16 protein-coding genes and 2 pseudogenes are annotated in these 18,319 nt (G+C 45.1%); 13 read left to right on the forward strand and 5 right to left on the reverse strand.

The features are described 5' to 3' along the window. Positions 1-364: 364 nt before the first annotated feature. Positions 365-694: a hypothetical protein gene (locus CS022_RS17465; RefSeq protein WP_129123355.1), complete on the reverse strand. Its 330-nt coding sequence runs from the start codon at positions 692-694 to the stop codon at positions 365-367. Positions 695-1,110: 416 nt separating this feature from the next. After that, positions 1,111-1,542: a hypothetical protein gene (locus tag CS022_RS17470; protein WP_129123356.1), complete on the reverse strand. Its 432-nt coding sequence runs from the start codon at positions 1,540-1,542 to the stop codon at positions 1,111-1,113. Positions 1,543-2,095: 553 nt separating this feature from the next. Between CS022_RS17470 and CS022_RS17475 the strand changes: the two genes are divergently transcribed. The 6 genes and pseudogenes from CS022_RS17475 (at position 2,096) to CS022_RS17500 (ending at position 7,793) form a co-directional block, all read left to right on the forward strand. Then, positions 2,096-3,070: an integron integrase gene (locus CS022_RS17475; protein ID WP_129123357.1), complete on the forward strand. Its 975-nt coding sequence runs from the start codon at positions 2,096-2,098 to the stop codon at positions 3,068-3,070. A 162-nt stretch (positions 3,071-3,232) separates the two neighbouring features. Then, positions 3,233-4,072, forward strand: a complete 840-nt coding sequence (locus CS022_RS17480; RefSeq protein ID WP_129123358.1) for an AraC family transcriptional regulator — start codon at positions 3,233-3,235, stop codon at positions 4,070-4,072. Positions 4,073-4,142: 70 nt separating this feature from the next. Beyond that, entirely contained in the window at positions 4,143-4,373 is a 231-nt protein-coding gene (locus CS022_RS17485; RefSeq protein WP_129123359.1) for a hypothetical protein, read from the forward strand. 87 nt (positions 4,374-4,460) lie between these two features. Next, positions 4,461-5,807 (forward strand): annotated as a pseudogene (locus CS022_RS17490) (NfeD family protein); the annotation flags it as partial. A gap of 21 nt (positions 5,808-5,828) precedes the next feature. Then, on the forward strand, positions 5,829-6,602 hold the full coding sequence (locus tag CS022_RS17495; protein WP_129123414.1) for a slipin family protein: 774 nt from the start codon (positions 5,829-5,831) through the stop codon (positions 6,600-6,602). A gap of 252 nt (positions 6,603-6,854) precedes the next feature. Beyond that, positions 6,855-7,793, forward strand: a complete 939-nt coding sequence (locus CS022_RS17500) for a 1-phosphofructokinase family hexose kinase (RefSeq protein ID WP_129123360.1) — start codon at positions 6,855-6,857, stop codon at positions 7,791-7,793. Between the two features lie 372 nt (positions 7,794-8,165). Here CS022_RS17500 and CS022_RS17505 read toward each other — a convergent pair whose 3' ends face one another. Further along, positions 8,166-9,929: a diguanylate cyclase domain-containing protein gene (locus CS022_RS17505; protein WP_129123361.1), complete on the reverse strand. Its 1,764-nt coding sequence runs from the start codon at positions 9,927-9,929 to the stop codon at positions 8,166-8,168. 770 nt (positions 9,930-10,699) lie between these two features. Here CS022_RS17505 and CS022_RS17510 point away from each other — a divergent pair. The 7 genes and pseudogenes from CS022_RS17510 to CS022_RS17530 all read left to right on the forward strand — a co-directional run bounded on the left by CS022_RS17510 (position 10,700) and on the right by CS022_RS17530 (position 16,568). Then, positions 10,700-11,209 (forward strand): formate dehydrogenase subunit gamma, encoded by a 510-nt coding sequence (locus CS022_RS17510; RefSeq protein ID WP_129123362.1) that lies wholly within the window; start codon positions 10,700-10,702, stop codon positions 11,207-11,209. 209 nt (positions 11,210-11,418) lie between these two features. After that, positions 11,419-11,981 (forward strand): annotated as a pseudogene (locus tag CS022_RS26560) (hypothetical protein). Positions 11,982-12,020: 39 nt separating this feature from the next. Continuing rightward, positions 12,021-12,782, forward strand: coding sequence for an NADH-ubiquinone oxidoreductase-F iron-sulfur binding region domain-containing protein (locus CS022_RS26565; RefSeq protein WP_235869574.1), 762 nt, complete (start codon positions 12,021-12,023; stop codon positions 12,780-12,782). 40 nt (positions 12,783-12,822) lie between these two features. Further along, entirely contained in the window at positions 12,823-13,188 is a 366-nt protein-coding gene (locus CS022_RS26570) for a 2Fe-2S iron-sulfur cluster-binding protein (RefSeq protein WP_235869575.1), read from the forward strand. After that, a complete protein-coding gene (gene fdhF, locus CS022_RS17520) occupies positions 13,158-15,695 on the forward strand; it encodes a formate dehydrogenase subunit alpha (RefSeq protein WP_235869576.1) in 2,538 nt (845 codons plus the stop codon). The genes CS022_RS26570 and fdhF overlap by 31 nt, the downstream gene beginning before the upstream one ends. Before the next feature lie 2 nt (positions 15,696-15,697). Beyond that, on the forward strand, positions 15,698-15,937 hold the full coding sequence (locus tag CS022_RS17525; protein WP_129123363.1) for a formate dehydrogenase subunit delta: 240 nt from the start codon (positions 15,698-15,700) through the stop codon (positions 15,935-15,937). Positions 15,938-16,094: 157 nt separating this feature from the next. Next, positions 16,095-16,568 (forward strand): YaiI/YqxD family protein, encoded by a 474-nt coding sequence (locus CS022_RS17530; RefSeq protein ID WP_129123364.1) that lies wholly within the window; start codon positions 16,095-16,097, stop codon positions 16,566-16,568. A gap of 7 nt (positions 16,569-16,575) precedes the next feature. Here CS022_RS17530 and CS022_RS17535 read toward each other — a convergent pair whose 3' ends face one another. Together CS022_RS17535 and CS022_RS17540 are read right to left on the reverse strand one after the other, a co-directional pair. Then, positions 16,576-17,430 carry a lipase family protein gene (locus CS022_RS17535; protein WP_129123365.1) on the reverse strand — a complete coding sequence of 285 codons (855 nt, stop codon included), beginning with the start codon at positions 17,428-17,430 and terminating at the stop codon, positions 16,576-16,578. 110 nt (positions 17,431-17,540) lie between these two features. Beyond that, positions 17,541-18,008 (reverse strand): hypothetical protein, encoded by a 468-nt coding sequence (locus CS022_RS17540; RefSeq protein WP_235869577.1) that lies wholly within the window; start codon positions 18,006-18,008, stop codon positions 17,541-17,543. Positions 18,009-18,319: the final 311 nt, after the last annotated feature.

The raw sequence follows: 18,319 nt of genomic DNA on the forward strand, positions 1-18,319 counted from the left end.
CCTTGCTCCATGTCTTTCGCGGCTTGCCGCCACCGCCTGTTGAAAAAGCTACCGCACTTAATCTTGCCGCAAACCGTGTTTAAGCCATCAAGAAAAAACAACCTGAGTGCGAATTCAAATATGTGATTGGAATTTCAGACATATCACTCAAACAAAGGTTTTTTGCAGATTCCGACACAAACCTGCGGCTATGAAAAGAGGAATTTGGCGATCAAGCTGCGGGACTAGTACTCTAAAATCGATAGGGGATAACGTTAGCATAACGGGCGTTTACTAGCCCAAACTGATTGAAACGCCTGAATCACAGTGTTTCTATGAAAAATGCACCGCGAGTAAACGTCCCGTTTATGCTCTTGTTAAATGCTTACTCCATGACTTGTTCATAGAATATTACGTCAAGTTCACCTGAAAGTTCGTTGCCGCTTTCATCCGTGATTTTATATATTTCTTGAGTACCAGCTAGTGAAGCTGAGCCCTCAAGACCACTCATTAGGTTATAGACAGACTCTTTAATAGCCAGCTCGATTAATGATACAACTTCCGCCTTTAGTTCAGGGTTAAGGTTGAGAGAATCTAGCTTAGTACCAATCTCAGTTTGACCTTCAGAACCTTGAGCATAAAGAGATACAGAGCTTTCTATCTCAGCTTTTATGTTTCTGATAAATTGATCAGGGTTCATAGTTACCTCTGGCATTTAACGCCTGCCAGCACAGGCAAAAAATGGCGGAGCAGTTTTTTGTCCTGTGGCTGCATTTGTTAGCCCTCGCTCCATGTCTTTCGCGGCTTGCCGCCAGCACCTTTCCAAAAAGCTACCGCGCTTAATCTGCCGCAAACCGTTTTTAAGCCACCAAGAAACAACAACCTGAATGTGAATTCAAATGCGTGATTAGAATTTCAGACACGTCACTCAAACTAAGGTTGTTCGCGGGATTCGACACAAACTAACGGCTATGAAAAGAGGAATTTGGCGGCTAAACCTTGGGGCTGAAAACTCTAAAATTGACGGGGGATAACGCCTTAATAAACGGCGGAAAATAGCAGGCTAAACTAAGCGAAGAATGAGCGCAAGCCTGCTGTTTTGCGTCCATTGTTTAATTAACTTGTTATATTTCAGTTGCTGAGATCCAAGTAGCTCGTAACTGATTGCCTATTTATACACTCACTAAAATATGGCAGTTGCTTATCTACACAAATAATATACTCGTCTTTTAATTCAACCACAGGCTTGATGTCTTTTACCAAATAGTGATCATTTACCTTTTTCAAGTGCACTAAAGAGAAGTTGAACGAAGTGAATTTAGGTAAACCACTTGAATGAGTGAACCCTATAAACTCAATAATTTCTGGTTCAGGATTTTCGTTGTACCACTCGTAGACGTTATATTTCAATTCAAAAGCAACATCCATACAAATACCGCTTTCTACATATTTATCGCATGACTTTTCGCTTTCGACTACTGAAAAAGGTGACCCAAGAAATACAATATCATTTGCTTGCAGCAAGGAACTAAAGAAAAGAATAAAGAAAGTAAAAATTTTCATTAATCTCTCCCTGAAATATAACGCCTGCCAGCACAGGCAATAAATGGCGGAGCGGTTTTTTGTCCTGTGACTGCATTTGTTAGCCCTTGCTCCATGTCTTTCGCGGCTTGCCGCCAGCGCCTTTTGAAAAAGCTACCGCGCTTAATCTTGCCGCAAGCCGTGTTTTAGCCACCAAGAGACAACAACCCGAACCTGAATTCAACTGCGTGATTGTAATTTCAGACACGTCACTCAAACAAAGGTTGTTTGCAGGTTTCGACACAAACCTGCGGCTATGAAAAGAGAAATTTGGCGACTAAACCTTGAGACTCAAAATTCTAAATTTGATGAGGGATAACAGTGTAATAAACCCCAAAGTGTCCAATATAATTCAAACACTTTGTCCAATATAATTCTGTTAACATTTCAAAGATAGCGTTAACATTATGAATAAATTGGATTTTTCGCACTGTCTCACAAAATTCTCCGTGAAAAAACACCAAAACGGGAAATATGAATTATATTGGACAAAACGTCTAACACTGTCTTTATATACAGTTTCTGGTGGCTTGTTATGCGGTCTGTCTTTTTAACAATGATCAGTGAATTTATGTATGAACGAAGGTACGCCAAACGTACCATCAAGAGCTATATTCGCTGGATAGCCGCTTTTATTCGTTTTCATGATATGCGCCATCCTGCCCAAATGGGTGATCGTCAGGTCACTGCGTTTCTCAATCATTTAGTTCACACCAAAGATGTCGCCGCATCCACTCAGGCTTCTGCTCTTAATGCGCTGGTATTTCTCTATCGCGAGATAATAAAGCAGCCGCTCTCAGTCGAGCTTCACTTCATAAAGAGTCAAAAGAAGAGAAAGTTACCTGTCGTACTGACACAAGATGAAGTAGCGCGGCTCCTCAGGCAGTGTGATGACCGTACGTACCTCCCCTGTGCGTTGTTGTACGGGAGCGGTCTTCGGGTGATGGAAGTCGTTCGCCTTAGAACACAGGATATTGATTTTGACTATAAGTGCATCCGAGTTTGGGATGGTAAAGGCGGTAAAAATCGGGTTGTGACACTTGCCGCCGAGTTACTTGATGGCCTGCATACTCAAATACGTCTTGTGGATGAGCAGTTGAAGAGGGATTTGCAGAATACAGACTTTTCAGGAGTGTGGATGCCACATAGGCTCAGAGAAAAGTATCAACAGCAGTGTAAAATGTTAGGTTGGCAATACCTCTTTCCATCGTCAAAACTCAGTGTCGACCCTGAATCAGAGAGCGTTCGTCGACATCATATCGATGAAAAACAACTCCAGCGTGCCGTTACTCGCTCGGCCAAAGAGGCGGGAATTAAGAAGCATGTGAGTCCACATACGTTGAGGCACTCTTTTGCTACCCACCTTTTGATGTCTGGAGCTGATATTCGAACTGTTCAAGCACAACTCGGTCACTCAGATGTAAGAACAACGCAGATATACACACATATACTCCAACAAGGAGGTATGGGTGTGACGAGTCCTTTGTCTGGATTGTCATCTACTGTTTGAGCAATAAAAAGTAAACCATATTCAGCAAGCTATCCGTATATTCACTCAAACCTATAAATGTAACTGCCGCACACTATTTGTGGCATTCATGATGTTAAAACGCCAGTAAGATAGGTCAATGAACATAGCTTATTTTGGTGGCGAATAACCAGGCAAGGTGATATGGCTATCGTTGAAACAGACCTGCTCATTGATGCTGACGAGCTGAATTCTTTGGTAATAGGCCTGACAGCGAGTAATGATTCGGGTAGCACTCATCAATACCAACACAAGAAAGCACAGGTTTTGTATGTGGTAGATGGCTTCATTTCTATTTTTGTGGGTAACGTGGAACACATTGTCCCACCGAGAAGGGCAATTTGGATTCCACCGGGTGTGAAACATACAACGCGCACCAGTGAGGGAACGTCCTATCGTTCACTTTTTGTTCATCAGAATGTTTCCTCACTGTTTCCTAAAACGATCAAAATCGTTGATACAAACAGCTTGATGAGAGAGCTTATAGAGCGAATGGTGCTGTGGAATTGGGATAAGCCTATCCGTCAACAGCAGCCCATGTTCACAGTATTGTGTGACGAAATGAACATGCTTGAGTCTGAGTCACTTTCACTTGTTTACCCGGAAGACAGAAGGCTGATTGATTGGCTGTATGCACTCCAAGAAGGGGAAATGAAGCCGCAGCCGCTCAAAGAAATGGCACGTGATATTGGTGCGAGTTCGAAGACCATCAGCCGAATTTTCACACGTGAGACAGGTATGGCTTACCAATATTGGCGACAACGCTGGCGTCTTCACGAGGCCATTTGCCTACTATCAAACGGCTCCCCCGTTACCGATGTGGCGAAAAGCCTCGATTTCTCGAGTGTAAGTGCTTTCATTAGTTTCTTTCGCAAAATTGCAGGCGATACGCCGGGTCGTTACCTCGTATCCGGCTGCTTACATCCTTTACAACATCACAAAAGCGATGATGTCCGCTCAATCAGTGCTGAGATCTGTGATTAAACTTGTAATGGTAACTATTCTCATTTACGATTCAGTAACGAAAGGACAACATGACTTTCAGGAGTCGTAAATGGCAACTCTCCATAAAAGAATCCCCGTAGAGGAATGGGAGGCAACACCAGAGATAAAGAATCAGCCGGAGCCGAGTGTTCAGCTTGATATTCCTTTGTCCAAGCTGGAACAGCTTTTTGAGCAAGGTGGACTGTGTGCTGCGGAGTTTCGCTGTATGAACAAGCAGTCGAAGCTCCTCATTCAGGCACTTTGCCTCAATCACTGTAAAAAACGTTTGAGTGAGCTCTAACCCGCACAATTCGGCTTACCCAATTCTCTTATCTTCGTGCCTTCTATACTTACTTAAGCGAGCGACCCTGTCGTTAGGTGAGGAAACATGAAGAGAGTCATACTGTTATTTCTTTGCTGCTACATCTATTCTCCGCAGATATCTGCCAGCGATATCTGGGTCGTACCCATCAACGGTGCCATCGGACCAGCCACCAGTGACTATGTCAGTCGTGAAATTAAAGCGGCGAGTGAACAAGGCGCTAATCTCGTTATTCTGAAAATGGATACACCCGGCGGCTTTGATGCCGCAATGAGAGACATTATCCGCGCAATCACCTCATCCCCCATACCTGTTGCAACATGGGTTGGTCCGACGGGAGCGAGAGCGGCAAGTGCTGGCACATATATCTTGTTAGCTAGCCAAATAGCCGCGATGGCTGAGGCTACAAATCTTGGTGCTGCAACACCGGTATCTATCGGTGGCGCTCAGCCATCCGCTTTTGACGATAACAAAGAAAGTGAAGGCAACGGCAAAAACGAAAAAGAGGAAGCAAATTCAGAGGCTGAGGTGCCTGCTGATACTGCGATGGAGAAAAAAGTCATCAATGATGCCAAAGCCTACATAAGGGGGCTGGCTCGGCTGCATGGTAGAAACGAAGTATGGGCAGAAAAAGCAGTGAGCGAAGCGGCCAGCATCAATGCTGCGGAAGCGCTTGAGCTAAACGTGATTGACCTAGTCGCTAACTCAGTTGATGAGGTAGTCAGCAAAGCGAGCGGGCGCACTTTGTTAATTAACGGACGAGAAAGTGTCTTTTATTTTGAAAAACCGTTGTTCATAGAGCGGGCACCCGATTGGCGTGCTGAGTTCCTTGCGGTTATCACAAATCCGAATGTTGCTTACATATTAATGATGATAGGCATTTACGGCCTTCTTCTTGAGTTTTACAGCCCGGGTGTTGGTCTTGCAGGAGTATTGGGGGGCATTTCTTTGTTACTCGGTATGTACGCATTGCAAATGTTGCCACTTAATTATGCCGGGTTGGGGCTCATCTTGCTGGGCATTGCGCTTATGGTGTCGGAGGCATTCAGCCCCAGCTTTGGTTTATTCGGGCTTGGTGGGCTCACTGCCTTTGTCTTTGGTTCTGTCTTTTTGTTTGACAGCGATGTTGAGGGTTATCAGATCGCGTTACCCATTATTGTCGGTGTTTCACTGTTTTCCCTGTTCCTGATTGTTGTTTTGTTGACTATGTTGCTTACATCTAGGCGTAAGCAGGTCGTCACAGGTGTTCAGACAATGATCGGGCAAACAGCCAAGGTGCTTGATGATTTTGTAAATGGGCAGGGGGCAGTGCAATTAGGCGGTGAGCGATGGAACGCAAAAAGTAACAATACGTTGGAAAAAGGCCAGTCAGTCATTGTGGAGAATGTTGATGGACTGACACTGAAAGTAAAGACAGTTAACGGGAGCGTTAAGATGATCATTTACACGGCGTTAGTGGTTCTAGTACTGCTTGTTATTCTTCTTTTCAACATGTTTAAAATTCTGCGCGAATACGAACGCGGAGTAGTGTTTTTTCTTGGTCGCTTTCAGGGTGTGAAAGGTCCTGGGCTTGTTATTTTGATCCCCGTTATTCAGCAAATGGTAAAAGTAGATTTGCGCACCATAGTGCTTGATGTGCCAACACAAGATTTGATCACACGTGATAATGTGTCCGTCAGAGTCAACGCTGTGGTCTATTTCAGAGTACTGGACCCTCAAATGGCAATCAATAATGTGGAAAGCTACCACGAGGCAACCAGTCAGTTATCTCAGACCACGCTGAGATCAGTATTGGGTCAACACGATCTGGATGAATTGTTGTCAGAACGCGATAGACTAAATAAAGACTTACAAAGTATCCTTGATCAACATACTGACAATTGGGGAATTAAAATTGCCAATGTTGAGGTAAAACATGTCGATCTTGATGACAGTATGGTCAGGGCGTTAGCGCGGCAGGCTGAGGCTGAAAGAAACCGTCGCGCGAAGGTGATTCATGCGCAGGGTGAACTGGAGGTGTCAGCTAAATTGTCTGAAGCAGCGAATGTGTTAAACCAAGCACCTAATGCAGTTCAGCTCCGGTATATGCAAACATTGACTGAAATTGCTAATGAACGAACCTCCACAATTGTTTTCCCCATACCGATCGATTTGGTTGAAACCTTTGCGAAGAGCAAGGCAAATAATGCGCCTCAATCGGATGACTAAGCATACATCAACAAATTTAAGGCTGGTCAAGGATGAGACAAAACTGTCACGACTTTGCTGCCATTCTCAGTTTCGAGTACAGATAAATTGTTGCAAATAGGCCAAAATGCACTCAGCATGCTATCTAAAAATACGAACTACTGAAGCACTATATGCAAGAATTATTATTCATTGTTAATCAACTTTTTGGGTCTACCGCGCTGTCTAAAAAAAATGAATTGATTGAAACTGCCAATAAAAAAGGTGGTTTCTATGGCCGATAAAAAAGCCGTTGTTGTTTGCCTGAACCCTGCCATTGATCAAACAGGGTCACTCCAAAAGTTAGAGGTTGGCGAACTTAATCGAGTTCACTCAGATAACACCATACCCGGCGGGAAAGGTGTCAACGTCGCGAGTGTACTTTCTCAAATTGGCGCAGAGGTGACGCTCACGGGGTTTATCGGTGCGGACAATGCCGAAATGTTCGAGCAGATGTTTATGCAACACGGCATTACGGATGAAATGCTTCGCGTCGAAGGCTCGAATAGAACTAACCTCAAACTGACCGATGCTGATGGACAGTTGACCGAGATTAACTTTTCCGGATTCACCTTACCAGCGTCTACGCTAGATAAACTTGGTCAACTTTTATCAGGTCTTGCGAGAACGCACAAAACCTTCATATTTTCAGGCAGCCTACCGAATGGTGTCTCAGCAATTCGCCTCGCGGGTTGGATCCACTTTCTTGTGATGCAAGGTAAAACCGTCGTGTTTGACGCCAGTGGTGATGCGTTTGATAAAGGCGTAAAAGCGTTACCTTCGATGGTTAAACCTAACCTGTATGAGTTATCAGGCTGGATTGGAAAGCCGTTAACGAGTGAAGCAGAAGTGCTTCAGCATGGTGCGGAAATTGCGGCGCTTGGCATCAAAGACGTGGTGGTTTCTTGTGGTGCACAAGGGGTGCTTTGGCTCAGAAACGGAGAATGGATGCGAAGTATTCCTCCTGAGGTGAATGTGGTCAACTCGGTTGGTGCAGGCGACACTCTGGTGGCGGGGCTTTGCTGGGGTAAGATAAACAGTTGGTCTCAGTCGAAAACGTTGAAGTTTTCGACGGCTTTAGCCGCGCATGCCGTGAGCGAAGCTGGCGTTGAAATACCTGAAGCGGTCCTTTTACGTAAACTGGTGACACAGACCACCGTCAAACCCGTTTGATGACACCAAGACAAAAGCGACAGAGGCGCACGGAATATATCTGTGATCTTCTTATGTATCAGGGAGGGGTTGTTTTCTAATTGTCATAAAAAATCATGCCAGTTGGCGGTCGCATTCACACCGAGATGGATCATAGTGAAAAATGATATAGCTCAAATATCATCAACTTGATTCACATCACTAAAACTGGCTTGTAAGTCTATGATTTTCTGCTTTTAAATAAAGTTACCCACAATTTCAGTGGATAAGTCTTTGGGTAACATTTGGTTAATCAAGTTGTCATACTGAAAAATCGTTATCTGTCCGCAAGATGAAGTGAAGAACGGAGTGAATAAGGATCGATTCGATCCTCATTCATGCTGGGTCAGAACATTAATGAAAATACTGATTCTTGGCGTTCTGTTTAGCCACATACATTGATTTATCAGCCATTTTTATCAAATCTTGTGCGCTCCGACTGTCAGTCGGGTAGATGGCCACGCCCAAACTCAGTGTAACGCCAAGGTTATGGCACATTAATTCAAGGCCACGGGCTGTTGCTTTCACCAATTTATCAGCGACACGGTAAGCTGTCTCGACGTTATCCAGTTCTTTGAGAATAACAATGAACTCATCGCCTCCCAGTCGACCTACAAAGTCGTCCTCTCGAACGGACTCTAAGAGAATATTTGCCGTCGCTTGAATGACCTCATCCCCTCGGTGATGTCCGAGTGAGTCGTTGACTGATTTAAAGTTATCAAGATCTGCAAACATGACAGCGAACATTTTGTTGCCTCTTTCTGCCTCACCAGTTATCTGTTTCAACCTATCCATAATCAGATGACGCGTTGGCAGGCCAGTTAACATGTCGTGATGCGCCATGTGGCTCAGTTTTTTCTGGAGTTTGTCTCTCTCAATTGCGTTCGCCTTGAACACCTCCATCGCTTTTGCCATCGTGCCCACCTCATCTTGCCGCTCAGACACATTGATATTGATGTTTAGTTCGTTACGAGCAAGACGGTGCATTGTTTCTGTCATAGCAACAATCGGGTTGGAAATATCGGAAGCCAAAGAGTAACCGATGAGAAAAATTACCAGACATGACACCAAGCCAACAGCGATGAGTATTTGTCCAAGCTTTCTAAGTGGGGCGAGAATTTCACTTTTTTCAGTATCAGCAATGATCACCCAATCTAATCCCATAAAATTAAACGGCGCGTAGGCTGAAAAAACCACAATACCACGATAGTCTTCACTGACAGACGTACCCGATAGCCCCCTAAGTGCGAGGTTTACCGCTTCAGTGTCCACTTCTGTGTTGAGTATGCTGCGGCCCTCAATAAAGCGTGAGTCGCTGCGCATCAATAAATCTCTGCCGACCACAAAAACTTCCCCAGTTTCACCCATACCTGCTGTTACCTGCATAACATCATTCATCGGCTCAATAGGCATTTGGAAAATAAGGACACCAATATAGTTTGATAAGGCGTCAAACACGGCTGTCCCCATGAAGCTCGCGGGGGCATTATTGCTTGGAAGGTAAGGCTGGAAATCGGTTAATCTCAACTCACCCTGCACTGGATTGCGATTAATTTGCCTAAAAAGTTCCGCGAGCTTTGTGTCCTTCCATTGACCCTTTAAGAGGTTTGTGGCGAAGTCTTGTTCTTTTCTCACCGAATAGAGAAGATTACCAAAGGGATCAACCAGGAACGCATCGTAATACTTCTTGGTCAGTGAAAGGTGTCTGAATGCAGGATGGTATTTTGTATGGATGTAAGTGTATAAAGAGTCATCTCCAGCGTCTAAGTACGCGCTCTTCTGTTCAGACTGGAATGGATTTTTATCAATATATAGTGTTTGTAGCGTCTCTTTTTTGGGTTCAGGTAGGCCCCGCCAAGCAGATTGAAAGTCAATCATTGATGATCGGATGGTGATACTTTGTGATTGATAACGCAGGTCATCCTCGATCATTTGAAAATAAGCGTTGAGCGCCGACTTTCTTGAGTCAAGTAATGAATAGAGTTTTGATATAGCAGCATTTTCAAGTTGTTGCGCAGCAAAATAATAGGCAGTAAGTCCAATTAAAAATGATGCGGTAATAGCGAACGAGATAATGATGAATGGAAATTTCTTGGTGATTTTTACATTCTCAAGCATACCTACTTCCCTCAAAGTACACAGAGAAAAAACAATGAAAACATGTAAATTCTTTTGTATGTTTATTCCGTGTTAGTCCATACTTTTTACGATGAAATGCCAGCGTTTCTATATCGATTTTCTCCATCACATTTTAAAAACTGTTATTTTGTGTCATTATATATAGACATGTTTTTTTTGCGTTTATATCAAGCCTATACCTGATTTCATTTTCGATCTACCGAATAGAAAGCATATCAGTAAACTCAATTAAAGCTCATTAATATATAAAGCGTTTGCATCATACTTTTGTGCTGAAAATTTCTCATAATTTCTAATTAAGTTAGAGCCCTTAGAATGCGTGTCAATATTTAATAAAAATAAATGTACATGACACTAAATATTATTCAATATTAAGATTTATTTCTATCTTTGAGAATCACATTAATTATTATGAAAAGAAGTGCTAATAAAAGAGTTTCTCCATAAATTGTTAATTGAAATGCATAGGCAACAAATATTTTCTTTTTATAAATAAACTATTTTTAAATTGATGAAAGTGTTGTTTTGGTTATTTATTAAGAACCAGATAATAAAATAACCACATATATCTGAAACAGATAGGCCACTAACTTCACCCTTAGATTTAAGTGATTGTTTGTTAATAATTTTTTATAATTTGTAAAGTAAAACCTATCAATAATTGAAAATTGATAAAGTCTTAAAGATATAACTGCTTTTTTAGTTGTAAAAGCTAAACTTATAATGTGAGCAATTGTCAGGTTAAAATAATGAAAGCAGAAACTAATGTACCTTATGACGGTATCCTGACTGATATCCGTCATATTGTCTCAGGCTTAAAGGACAAACCCGGTGCTTTATTACCGGTTCTCCATGCCATTCAAAAAAAATATAGATATATACCGCCGGCTGCCGTTCCAGTAATCGCTAAGGTGCTGAACCTTTCGGAAGCAGATGTGCATGGCACAATCAGTTTTTATCATGATTTTAGACAAGAACCTCCCGGAGCAAATGTTGTTCAAATTTGCCGTGCAGAGTCTTGTCAGTCTATGGGGGCGAGGCAGCTTGAACGGTATGCATTTGACGTACTTGATGTGGATTATCGCGGAACGACAAAAGATCGGCAGTTTTCGTTGGAGCCCGTGTATTGTCTGGGTAACTGTGCCAATTCACCTTCTGTTCGCATTAACGACACACTTCATGGTGACATGACGGAAGAGCGTTTTGAAGCGCTGTTGGCTTCGATTAAAGCGGAACGGATTGAGGTGAAAGTCATATGATTAAACGCATTTTCGTGCCCCGTGACAGTAGTGCTGTCTCTAAAGGTGCTAACGAGGTCGCAAGCGCAGTTCAGAACGCAAATCCATCAGTGACAGTGGTTCGCAATGGATCTCGAGGGCTGTATTGGCTTGAGCCGATGTTGGAAGTGGAGTCTGAGCAAGGTCGTGTTGCCTTTGGCCCTGTCAATGCTGATGATGTTACTGAGTTAATGTCGCTGTCTGTGTTTGATTTTGACGCTAACAGCGACGAGTTATCGGAACATCCACGCTATCTCGGTTTAACTGAATCGATCCCTTATTTGAAAAAGCAAACGCGGCTGACATTTGAGCGGGTAGGGATCATTGATCCACTCGATATAGATGACTACCAATCACATGGTGGGTATCAAGGCTTGCGTAATGCGCTGACAAAAACTCGGCAACAAATTCTTGATGAAGTTAAAGAATCAGGACTGCGTGGTCGGGGAGGGGCAGCGTTTCCGACCGGAATCAAATGGCAGACCGTCTCTGATCAGCCCGAACAACAAAAGTATGTCATCTGCAATGCGGACGAAGGCGACTCGGCACATTTTCCGATCGTATGTTGATGGAAAACGACCCGTTTTGCTTAATCGAAGGAATGACCATTTGCGGTATTGCTGTCGGTGCGACACAGGGATTTATCTATCTTCGCTCAGAGTACCCAGACGCCTGTGAAGTGCTGGAAGCTGCCATTGCTGAAGCAGAAGTGAACGGGATGCTTGGTAAGAATATCGCTGGGCTCGGGTTTTAAATTTAATCTGGAAGTTAGGGTAGGGGCAGGGGCATACATTTGTGGAGAAGAGACGTCACTGATGGAGAGCCTGGAAGGAAAGCGTGGCTGGTAAGAAGTAAGCCACCTTTACCTGCCATTTCAGGACTTTTTGGCCAACCTACCGTGGTTAACAATGTTATTTCCCTCGCTTCTGTACCTATCATTATGTCAAAAGGCGGGAGCTACTATCGCGATTTTGGTCAAGGCCGCTCGCGAGGCACCATGCCGTTGCAACTTGCTGGAAATATCAAACACCCGGGATTGGTTGAGCTCGCTTTTGGTATTTCTCTTCGTGACCTAATTTACGATTTTGGTGGCGGAAGTCGAACAGGAAAGCCATTGAAAGCAGCGCAGCTTGGCGGTCCTTTAGGTGCCTATTTACCTGAGGCACAGTGGAATGTCGACATAGACTATGAAGCGCTGTCAGAGCGCGGCGCAATGCTCGGGCACGGCGGTATCGTGACTTACGATGAAAGCATAGACATGAGTTACATGGCGCGGTTTGCTATGGAATTTTGCGCTGAAGAGTCATGTGGTAAATGTACTCCGTGCCGAGTTGGCTCAGTGCGCGGGACCGAAGTGATAGACAGGCTGGTTGAGGCTTCTAAGCCAGAGGAAAAACTGCAGCAACATGAACTGCTGGTGGATCTGTGCGAAACAATGGAGCAGGGTTCGCTTTGTGCGATGGGCGGAATGACCCCCTATCCGGTGACCAGTGCGTTGAAATACTTTCCGGAAGACTTTGGTCTGCCTGAAACTGGCGGCAAGCATGATGTGTGACTGGCGGGTCCCAGGCCTTCGCCAGTTCAAGGAGTGAAACATGGTAGAGCACTATATACCCACCCAACAGGATACGATGGATTTTGGTACCCCACCTGTTGTTGACCCAGATGTTGGCACCGTCTCTTTGACGATCGATGGCTGGCAAGTCGACGTTCCTGAAGGCACCTCCGTAATGCGTGCCGCTGCAATGCTAAATATACAGATACCCAAGCTTTGCGCTACAGATAGCCTCGATGCGTTCGGCTCTTGCCGCCTTTGCGTTGTTGAAATTGAAGGCATGCGTGGTAAGCCTGCAGCCTGCACGACCCCCGTCGCTGAGGGATGGTGGTCCACACCGAGAATGAAGCAATCAAGAAGTTACGACGTAATGTTATGGAACTCTATATCTCAGACCATCCACTAGATTGCCTAACGTGCGCAGTCAATGGAGATTGTGAGTTACAGGACATGGCAGGTGCTGTTGGCTTGAGAGATGTTCGCTATGGATTCGAGGGCGAAAACCATCTATCGATGGAAAAGGATACATCTAATCCCTATTTCACCTTTGATTCGAGTAAGTGCATTGTATGCTCGCGTTGTGTTCGTGCTTGCTCAGATATTCAGGGTCAATTCGCACTCACCGTCGAAGGTCGAGGCTTTGAATCCCGTATTGTTGCCGGTGACAAAAACTTCATGGATTCAGAATGTGTGTCATGTGGTGCCTGTGTTCAGGCATGTCCGACTGCTGCACTAACAGAAACCAGTGTTATCGAGCAGGGAGTACCGAGCCACTACAGGATAACGACCTGCGCATACTGTGGGGTCGGGTGTTCGTTCCGAGCAGAGATGCGCGGTGATCAATTGGTTAGGATGGTACCGGATAAAAACGGTGCAGCGAATCAGGGGCACTCTTGTGTGAAAGGTCGTTTTGCATTTGGTTACGCCACACACAAAGACAGGGTCACAGACCCGATGATCCGTGATGCTATCGATCAACCGTGGCGAAAAGTCAGTTGGGAAGAAGCAATTAAGTTTGCCGCTGACAAAGTCACCGCAATTAAAGATGCTCACGGTGCTGAGGCTCTGGGTGGCATTACCTCTTCACGATGTACCAATGAAGAAACGTATCTGGTGCAGAAACTGGTAAGGGCTGGATTTGGCACTAATAACGTTGATACCTGTGCGAGGGTTTGTCACTCACCGACTGGGTATGGCCTCAAAACCACGCTTGGTGAATCGGCGGGCACGCAGACATTTGATTCAGTGCAACAAGCAGATGTGATCGTTGTAATGGGGGCTAATCCTACGGATGGTCACCCGGTATTTGCATCGCAGCTCAAGCGCAGATTGCGGGCTGGTGCGAAACTGATTGTGATTGATCCGCGTGAAATAGATATCGTCAACGCGCCCCATGTGGCGGCTGAATATCACCTCCCACTGCGCCCCGGAACCAATGTTGCGATGATGAATGCATTGGCACACGTTGTGATAACCGAGGGTTTGGAAGACAGTACATTTATTACGTCCCGCTGTGAGGATGACGATTACCAAAAATGGCGTAAATTTATCGCGGAGGACAGACATTCCCCAGAAGCCGTGGAGCAGGAGACAGGCGTCGCCGCCGACAAGGTAAGAGAAGCTGCGAGACTGTATGCGACTGCTGGCAATGGAGCCATTTACTATGGTTTGGGTGTCACTGAGCATTCACAGGGTAGCTCAACGGTGATGGCGATAGCCAACTTAGCGATGGCAACAGGTAACATAGGTCGCGAGGGAGTGGGCGTGAATCCACTGCGCGGACAGAATAACGTTCAGGGCAGTTGCGATATGGGCTCCTTCCCTCATGAACTGCCGGGATATCGCCATATTTCAGATGCCAGTGCAAGGGCATTGTTTGAAGGGGAGTGGGGAACGACACTTGATGATGAACCCGGTCTGCGTATCCCCAATATGTTTGACGCAGCCATTGCTGGTCGATTCAAAGGCTTGTATGTACAGGGTGAAGACATTGCGCAATCTGACCCCAATACCCAGCACGTCGAGGCGGCATTGTCGGCGTTAGACTGCCTGATTGTGCAGGATATCTTTCTCAATGAGACCGCGAAATTCGCACATGTATTTCTTCCCGGTTCAAGCTTCCTTGAGAAAGACGGAACTTTCACCAATGCAGAGCGGCGTATTTCTCCTGTGAGAAAAGTCATGGCACCATTGGCAGGCAAAGCCGATTGGGAAGTCACTGTCGATTTGGCGAATGCGCTGGGATACCCAATGGAATACACGCATCCGTCAGAGATCATGGATGAGATTGCGAGACTTACGCCGACCTTCCATGGAGTGAGTTACGAAAAGATTGATGAGCTTGGTTCGATTCAGTGGCCATGTAATGAGGATGCACCAGACGGCACACCGACAATGCACATCGATGAATTTGTAAAAGGCAAAGGCAGTTTCATGGTGACTGAGTATGTTGCGACGTCTGAAAAAGTGACGCGTAAATTCCCGTTACTACTCACAACAGGTCGAATATTGTCGCAATACAATGTGGGAGCACAAACGCGTAGAACTGATAACTCACAGTGGCACCAAAAAGATGTGTTGGAGATTCACCCACATGACGCCGAGCAGCGCGGTATCACTGAAGGGATGTCGGTGAAGGTAAAAAGTCGGGCGGGAGATATCGTATTGCCAGTGATGCTGAGTGAACGGATGCAGCCCGGCGTCGTGTATACCACGTTCCACCACCCCGCATCGGGTACCAATGTTATTACGACGGATAACTCTGACTGGGCGACCAATTGCCCTGAGTATAAAGTCACAGCCGTTGAGGTGAGCATTTCAGGAGAAGATGCTACCCATTGGCAGGAAAGGTTCCGAGCGTTTGACGAGCAGCAACTGGGTTTCTTGTCGTCTGCGGTTAATCGAGAGGAATAAGTATGGATGGTGAACAACATCGCCTCGATCAGATTTACTACATGGCAAATCAAATTGCTGACAATATTTGTCAGGGTGACTCTCAGGACGACACCGTAGCATTTGTTGCCAGTCATATCCGACGATTTTGGTCACGGGATATGAAAGCCAGTTTGCTCGAAGCTTCAGAACACAGCAATGGCCTTAATCCTATCGCTAAACTAGCCGCAGAGCTGTTGGCGCAGGAGTATCAGTCAAAATAAATGACGTGATATTGATTAGCGTTACCCCTTTCAGGCAGACATCGTCTGCCTTTTTTATGTCAGATGTTTTTCTCAAGTTCATCTTTTCTAACCCTTTGTTGTACCTGATTGTGATAAAAGGGATACTGCGCACAGCGATTAGTTATAGGAAGATGTCATGAATACAATTTGGGTTGATGCCGACGCGTGTCCTGCGGTGGTGAAAGAAGTGCTGTTTCGTGCTGCAGAGAGAACACAAACACCGTTGGTCTTGATTGCTAATCAACCACTTCGAATTCCACCCTCAAAATTTATCAGTCGCATGCAAGTTGCCAGTGGCTTTGATGTGGCTGACAACGAAATTGTACGACGGGCTCAGGTTGGCGATTTGGTGATCACCGCTGATATTCCCCTTGCGTCTGAAGTCATTGATAAAGGTGCACATGCGCTGAACCCTCGCGGAGAGATGTATTCAAAAGAGAATATACGTCAGCGCTTAAATATGCGGGATTTCATGGATACGCTCCGCTCCAGTGGTATTCAAACAGGTGGACCGGCTTCACTCAGTCAGGCTGAGCGTCAGCTTTTTGCCAATGAGCTTGATAAATACCTGCAAAAACTGGCGCGTGAAAGAAAAGCCAGAGAGGAATGATCAGCCACTAATGCTGATCGAAGTAATCTTTGCGGCGAATGTACTTGTCCATAAAGTGATAGGCAATTGGCCGCATCAACCAGCTAACGAGTACCCGACATATTCGCACAGGTGACGGAATATCCTGATAGATCCGATTATCATGTAGCCAGATCATTTTTCCCACGTGCCAAAAAATAAAAGGAAACCCCGGAAGGAATGTGACGATATCAACGTCGCAGCAGATTCGATAAGTGCGCTCATGCAGGCGGTATCGCTTCTTGAATGACCAAAACCCGGGTGCAGGTTGGCCAAATGTGACAATCCGTTTGATGATGCCGGGGTGTTCCTGCTCAATTATTTCCGCTGCGATAACGGCCATACATCCGCCTGATGAGTGTCCTGTGAAAATCAGCCTTTTTCCCCTTGCGCTAAGTTCTTCCGCGCACGCAGTCAACTGCTCTAATACCGAGTTACCTTGATGATGTCCTCCATCATGGCTTTGTGATACTTCAGTCAGGTGGTTGTCGCTGAGGCGCTGATATTTAGCGTGGTATGGGTTTTTACTCTTTCGGCTGGTTTGGGTGAGTTGGAAATAGAAGCCCCAGTGCACGTTTCCGGCGTTGAATTTCGTTGGCAGAGACTTGGGTACGCATACAAGGTTTGTTAACCAATCCCCAACACTGTGTGAGCCTTTGAAAACCACGACGGCATCTTTCCTCTCACTCCAAAGAATACGAATGATGGTCTTGCCGAACCTATCAGTAATATCACGGCGGCATTCACTATCAAAGCCGTAAGCCGTATGGTCGAATGCTTTGGGGTAAGATTCACGGCAAAGAATCGCGTAATGCTCGTATTGATAACGCTTAAGTCTTTTCACAGGTTACCTTGCTGAAAGTGCGGAACGGAAGAACATAGAGTCATTGAGATAAAACCAAAGTTGAATGACAGTTTTATTTTATTGGCTCAGTACACTTTCAGCATAGGTGCTTAGTCATAGTGCTGCAAAAATGGTGCGATGTGGCTGTTGTAAGTTAACGTCTTGATTGGGGCGTGGTTTTTCAGTAGCCATTCAGCATTTGAGCAGTTACCAACACCAATGACAGTCTGGACAAGTAATTTGAAATCTCTGAGCCAACGGCTTTTCTGTTCGTTGGACCAGTGCTCCTGATACGCGGCCAGATAATAGTCGACCCAAAAGTATGCACCTTTGATAAATCGCGCCAAGATCATAGTGCCAGCCTGTATTTGCTCATCATTTCCGTCAAGCGCAAATTCATCACACAAGACTTTCCCCTGACTAACGGCAACAAAGTTTTTACAGCGTTTGAAAAGTTCTAATTGAAGTGCAGCGCCAGAGTCACAGTGTTGAAGAGCAAGTGTTGGAATGGGGAGGTATTTGGAATTGCTTCTGAACAAATCAACACAGCGTTTACCCGGTAAAAGGTTTTCGATCACGAAAAATAAATCCAGACTGATTTTTTCACTCTTTAATACGTTATTTTGATGCACGGACATGTCGCTTAGGGTGGAAGGATTTAGTAGAGAATAGCTGATGCTCTCATCAGGTCTACACAATGCCGCGACAATCAAAAATCAAACTTAGTACTAGATCACATTTTCGGCTTAAGTCACAGGGCTTATTCATCATTAAGCCAATAAAACCCAAAACCCTGCCGTATGGGCAGGGTTTTGGGTTTTATTGCAAGCAAAGGTAATTCGTAACGCTTTTTTATCAACTTAATCAGCTTTCTATTCGTTGTCCAATG

Origin of the sequence: Veronia nyctiphanis (genome assembly GCF_004116385.1) — a bacterium.
In the GTDB taxonomy this organism is placed as follows: Bacteria; Pseudomonadota; Gammaproteobacteria; order Enterobacterales; family Vibrionaceae; genus Veronia; species Veronia nyctiphanis.

Coding starts and splice junctions, on each gene's coding strand:
- CS022_RS17465 (WP_129123355.1), bottom strand. CDS start 694: ATGCCAGAGGTAACTATGAACCCTGATCAATTTATCAGAAACATAAAA.
- CS022_RS17470 (WP_129123356.1), bottom strand. CDS start 1,542: ATGAAAATTTTTACTTTCTTTATTCTTTTCTTTAGTTCCTTGCTGCAA.
- CS022_RS17475 (WP_129123357.1), top strand. CDS start 2,096: ATGCGGTCTGTCTTTTTAACAATGATCAGTGAATTTATGTATGAACGA.
- CS022_RS17480 (WP_129123358.1), top strand. CDS start 3,233: ATGGCTATCGTTGAAACAGACCTGCTCATTGATGCTGACGAGCTGAAT.
- CS022_RS17485 (WP_129123359.1), top strand. CDS start 4,143: ATGGCAACTCTCCATAAAAGAATCCCCGTAGAGGAATGGGAGGCAACA.
- CS022_RS17495 (WP_129123414.1), top strand. CDS start 5,829: ATGATCATTTACACGGCGTTAGTGGTTCTAGTACTGCTTGTTATTCTT.
- CS022_RS17500 (WP_129123360.1), top strand. CDS start 6,855: ATGGCCGATAAAAAAGCCGTTGTTGTTTGCCTGAACCCTGCCATTGAT.
- CS022_RS17505 (WP_129123361.1), bottom strand. CDS start 9,929: ATGCTTGAGAATGTAAAAATCACCAAGAAATTTCCATTCATCATTATC.
- CS022_RS17510 (WP_129123362.1), top strand. CDS start 10,700: ATGAAAGCAGAAACTAATGTACCTTATGACGGTATCCTGACTGATATC.
- CS022_RS26570 (WP_235869575.1), top strand. CDS start 12,823: ATGGTAGAGCACTATATACCCACCCAACAGGATACGATGGATTTTGGT.
- fdhF (WP_235869576.1), top strand. CDS start 13,158: ATGGAACTCTATATCTCAGACCATCCACTAGATTGCCTAACGTGCGCA.
- CS022_RS17525 (WP_129123363.1), top strand. CDS start 15,698: ATGGATGGTGAACAACATCGCCTCGATCAGATTTACTACATGGCAAAT.
- CS022_RS17530 (WP_129123364.1), top strand. CDS start 16,095: ATGAATACAATTTGGGTTGATGCCGACGCGTGTCCTGCGGTGGTGAAA.